The organism is Xanthomonas sp. SHU 166 (assembly GCF_000364685.1).
Taxonomy (GTDB): Bacteria; Pseudomonadota; Gammaproteobacteria; order Xanthomonadales; family Xanthomonadaceae; genus Xanthomonas_A; species Xanthomonas_A sontii.
The window spans coordinates 1-4,676 of sequence record NZ_AQOJ01000309.1; the positions used below are offsets into that span (position 1 = coordinate 1).

A 4,676-nucleotide genomic window follows, 5' to 3' on the forward strand; every position below is an offset into this window, starting at 1 on the left:
GCCGGGCGCCACCGGCGCCCCGCCCGCCGCGGGCACCGCCGGCACCCAGCAGGCCGCCGCCGCGACCCCGACCGAAAGCTCCAAGAGCGCCACCCGCAACTACGAGCTGGACCGCACCCTGCAGCACACCCGGCAGCCGGCCGGGCGCATCAAGCGCGTCTCGGTGGCGGTGCTGGTGGACCACGTGATGCGGCCGGGCGCCAAGGGCAAGATGACCGAGCAGGCGCTCAGCGCCGCCGAGCTGACCCGTATCGAAGGCCTGGTCAAGCAGGCGGTGGGCTTCAATGCCGAACGCGGCGACACCGTCTCGGTGATGAACGCCCCGTTCGTCCGCCAGGCCCCGGAAGCGGCCGACAAGCCCGGTTGGTGGGAAGATCCGCGGGTGATGAACGTCGCGCGCCTGGTACTGGGTGCGGCGGTGGTGCTGGCGCTGCTGTTCGGCGTGCTGCGCCCGGCGCTGCGCCAGATCGCCGGTCCCGCGCCGGCCGCGTCGGTGGGCCACGACCGCGACGGCAACGAGCCGCGCGACGCCAAGCTGTCGATGCTCGACGACGACAACCCGCTGCTGCCGTCGCTGGGCGAGGACACCGCCAGCCTCAGCGGCGGCGCTGGCGGCAACCCCGCCATCGCCCTGCCCGACGCCTACGAGGAACGGTTGCGTCAGGCCCGCGAAGCGGTCAAACAGGATTCCAAGCGCGTGGCGCAGGTCGTGAAGGGATGGGTCGCCAGTGAAGCCTGATGCGAACGCAATGAATGGCACCCAGCGCGCCGCCGTGCTGCTGCTGTCGCTCGGCGAGGCCGACGCGGCCGAGGTGCTGAAGCACATGGACCCCAAGGAGGTGCAGAAGATCGGCATCGCCATGGCGACGCTGAGCGGCATCTCGCGCGACCAGGTCGAGAAGGTCATGGAGGAGTTCAACGCCGAGCTGGGCAGCAAGACCTCGCTGGGCGTGGGCGCCGACGACTACATCCGCAACGTGCTGGTGCAGGCGCTGGGCGCCGACAAGGCCGGCAGCCTGATCGACCGCATCCTGCTGGGCCGCAACACCACCGGCCTGGACACCCTGAAGTGGATGGACCCGCGCTCCATCGCCGACCTGGTGCGCAACGAGCATCCGCAGATCATCGCCATCGTGATGGCGCACCTGGACAGCGACCAGGCCGCCGAGGCGCTGAAGCTGCTGCCCGAGCGCACCCGCGCCGACGTGCTGATGCGCATCGCCACCCTCGACGGCATCCCGCCGCACGCGCTCAACGAGCTCAACGAGATCATGGAGCGGCAGTTCTCCGGCAACCAGAACCTGAAGTCGTCCAACGTGGGCGGGGTCAAGGTCGCGGCCAACATCCTCAACTTCCTGGACAGCGGCTCGGACCAGGGCGTGCTGTCGGCGATCAGCAAGATCGACGCCGACCTGGGCAGCCGCATCCAGGACCTGATGTTCGTGTTCGACAACCTGGTGGAGCTGGACGACCGCGGCCTGCAGACCATGCTGCGCGAAGTCAGCGGCGACCGTCTCGGCCTGGCCCTGCGCGGCGCCGACATCAAGGTGCGCGACAAGATCACCAAGAACATGTCACAGCGCGCCGCCGAGATCCTGCTGGAAGACATGGAGGCGCGCGGCCCGGTGCGCCTGTCCGACGTGGAAGCCGCGCAGAAGGAGATCCTGGCGATCGTGCGGCGCCTGGCCGACGAAGGCGTGATCAGCCTGGGCGGTAGCGGTGCGGAGGCCATGGTATGAACGGCAACGTGGTGCGCTGGCTGGCGCCGGAACTCGATGCCCCGTCCGCGCTGGCGGCGCTGCCCTACGAAGACGCGCTGCCCGACGAGCCGGTGCTGCGTCCGCCGAGCCTGGAGGAGATCCAGGCGATCGAGGCCGCGGCCCAGCACGAAGGCTTCGAACGCGGCCACGCCGAGGGCCTGGCCCAGGGCCAGGCCGAGATCCGCCGCCTCACCGCACAGATCGAAGGCATCCTGGACAACTTCTCGCGGCCGCTGGCGCGGCTGGAGAACGAGGTGGTCGGCGCGCTCGGCGAGCTGGCCGTGCGCATCGCCGGCAGCCTGGTCGGCCGCGCCTACCAAGCCGACCCGGTGCTGCTGTCGGAACTGGTCGCCGAGGCGCTGGACGCGGTCGGCGGCGCGCGCCGCGATGTCGAGGTGCGCCTGCACCCGGACGACATCGCCGCGCTGACCCCGCTGCTGACGCTGATGGATCAGGGCATCCGGCTGGTGCCGGACCTGAGCCTGAGCCGCGGCGACCTGCGCGTGCATGCCGAATCGGTGCGCATCGACGGCACCCTCGAGGCGCGCCTGCGCGCGGCCCTGGAAACGGTGATGCGCAAGTCCGGAGCGGGCCTGTGAGCGCGCTGTCCGGCACCCACCCCGCCGACTGGCTGGATGCGCGCAACCTGCGCCTGGCCGGCCGCCTCGGCAAGCTCGATCTGGACGTGGCCGCCGGCCGCGGCCTGATCCGCGAAGGCATCCTGCGCCGCGCGGTCGGCCTGACCCTGGAAGCGGTCGGTTGCGAGGCGCCGATGGGCGCCACCTGCAAGGTCGAGGTCGACGGCGGCTGGGTCGACGCGGAAGTGGTCGGCTTCTCCGGCGACCGCACCTCGCTGATGCCCAGCGCCGAAACCCACGGCCTGCTGCCCAACGCGCGGGTGGTGCCGCTGCACCGCCGCGGCGGCGTCGAAGTGGGCGAAGGCCTGCTCGGCCGGGTGATCGACTCGGACGGCGTGCCGCTGGACGGCAAGGGCCCGATCCGCGCCGAAGGCTCGGTGGGCATGGCCGGCGTGTCGATCAACCCGCTGGCGCGCGAACCGATCACCACCCCGCTGGACGTGGGCGTGCGCGCGATCAACGCGCTGCTGCCGATCGGCCGCGGCCAGCGCGTGGGCCTGTTCGCCGGCTCCGGCGTCGGCAAGTCCACCCTGCTGGGCATGATGACCCGCTACACCGCCGCCGACGTGATCGTGGTCGGGCTGATCGGCGAACGCGGCCGCGAAGTGCGCGATTTCGTCGAGACCACCCTGGGCGAGGAAGGCCTGCGCCGCGCCGTGGTGGTCGCCGCCCCGGCCGACCGCCCGCCGCTGGCGCGCCTGCACGGCGCCTACCGCGCCACCGCCATCGCCGAGTGGTTCCGCGACCAGGGCCTGAACGTGCTGCTGCTGATGGACTCGCTGACCCGCTTCGCCCAGGCCCAGCGCGAGATCGGCCTGTCGGTGGGCGAGCCGCCGACCACCCGCGGCTATCCGCCGTCGGTGTTCGCCAAGCTGCCGGCGCTGGTCGAACGCGCCGGCAACGGCGCCAAGGGCCGCGGCTCGATCACCGCCTTCTACACCGTGCTCACCGAAGGCGACGATCCGCAGGACCCGATCGCCGATGCCGCGCGCGCCATCCTCGACGGCCACATCCTGCTGTCGCGGCGCGTCGCCGACAGCGGCCTGTACCCGGCCATCGACGTCGAGTCCTCGGTCAGCCGCGTGGTCCAGGACATCGCCGACGAGCCGTGGCGCCTGCGCATCCGCTCGCTGAAGCGGCTGGTGTCGGCGTACTCGGCCAACCGCGACCTGATCACCATCGGCGCCTATCAGCGCGGCAACGATCCGGCCGTGGACGAAGCGCTGGAGCGCTGGCCGGAGATCATGGAATTCCTCGGACAGGACGTCGCCAAAGCCGCAGATCTGCCCCACAGCCAGGCCGCCCTCAAGCGCCTGGTCGACCGCGAGAACTAAGCCATGATGCAATCGCAACGTCTCGATCCCCTGCTCCGCCGCGCCCAGCAGCACGAAGACGAGGTCGCGCGCGATCTCGCCGAGCGCCAGCGCGCCCTGGCCACCCACGAGTCGCGGCTGGAGGAACTGCGCCGCTACGCCGAGGAGTACGCCAACAGCCAGATGGCCGCGACCAGCCTGGCGCAACTGGCCAACCGCCGCGCCTTCCTGGACCGGCTGGAGAGCGCGGTGCAGCAGCAGTGCCAGACCGTGGACCGCAACCGCGAAAAGGTGGAGATGGAGCGCAGCCGGCTGCTGCTGGCCAGCCGCGACAAGCAGGTGCTGGAACAGCTCGCGGCCAGCTACCGCGCGCAGGAACGCAAGGTCGACGACCGCCGCAGCCAGCGCGAGATGGACGACCTGGGCGCGCGCCGCGCGCGCCTGGCGGCCACCGCCGACGAACACGATGACGGAGACGGACGATGAACAACGCGCTTTCCGCGCTGGGCGGCAGTGGCCGCGCCAGCCAGATCGGCGGCGGCAACGACACGCAGGGCACCGACCGCGCCGGCGGCAAGGACAAGGACTTCGCCAAGCTGCTCGGCGGCGGCGGCTCGGCGCGTACCACCGCGCCCAAGCCCGCCGCCCGCGAGACGCCCAAGCCGGCGCAGAACGCCGGCAAGGACCAGGCGGACAAGCGTCCGGCCGCCGCGGACGACACCGCCAGCGACCCCGCGCGCACCGCGCAGGCCGGCGACAAGGTCGCCCAGGACGCCGAGAAGAGCAGCACCGAGACCAAGGCCTCGGGCAGCGACAAGAGCAAGGCCAAGACCGAAGACAAGCACGAGGACGCCAAGTCCGACGACAGCGCCTGGCCGCCGGCCGGGCTGGCCGGCATCGGCCTGGGCCTGCTGCCGGCGATCGGCGCGGCAGTGCTGCCGGCGGCCACCGCGACCCCGCTGGGC

5 protein-coding genes and 1 pseudogene are annotated in these 4,676 nt (G+C 72.0%); all 6 read left to right on the top strand.

Annotation, left to right across the window (positions count from 1 at the left end):
- Nucleotides 1-739 (top strand): flagellar M-ring protein FliF C-terminal domain-containing protein (locus tag D180_RS09380; RefSeq protein ID WP_017912587.1); only part of this gene is annotated, 739 nt, incomplete at its 5' end.
- A gap of 10 nt (nt 740-749) precedes the next feature.
- Complete coding sequence (gene fliG / locus D180_RS09385; protein ID WP_017912588.1) at nt 750-1,739, top strand: flagellar motor switch protein FliG; 990 nt, start codon at nt 750-752, stop codon at nt 1,737-1,739.
- Complete coding sequence (locus D180_RS09390) at nt 1,736-2,359, top strand: FliH/SctL family protein (protein ID WP_017908680.1); 624 nt, start codon at nt 1,736-1,738, stop codon at nt 2,357-2,359. The genes fliG and D180_RS09390 overlap by 4 nt, the downstream gene beginning before the upstream one ends.
- Nucleotides 2,356-3,732 (top strand): FliI/YscN family ATPase, encoded by a 1,377-nt coding sequence (locus tag D180_RS09395; RefSeq protein ID WP_017912589.1) that lies wholly within the window; start codon nt 2,356-2,358, stop codon nt 3,730-3,732. Before D180_RS09390 ends, D180_RS09395 begins: the two co-directional genes overlap by 4 nt.
- A gap of 3 nt (nt 3,733-3,735) precedes the next feature.
- Nucleotides 3,736-4,197 (top strand): flagellar export protein FliJ, encoded by a 462-nt coding sequence (fliJ, locus tag D180_RS09400; protein ID WP_010341649.1) that lies wholly within the window; start codon nt 3,736-3,738, stop codon nt 4,195-4,197.
- Nucleotides 4,194-4,676 (top strand): annotated as a pseudogene (locus D180_RS09405) (hypothetical protein); the annotation flags it as partial. The gene fliJ and the pseudogene D180_RS09405, both read left to right, overlap by 4 nt.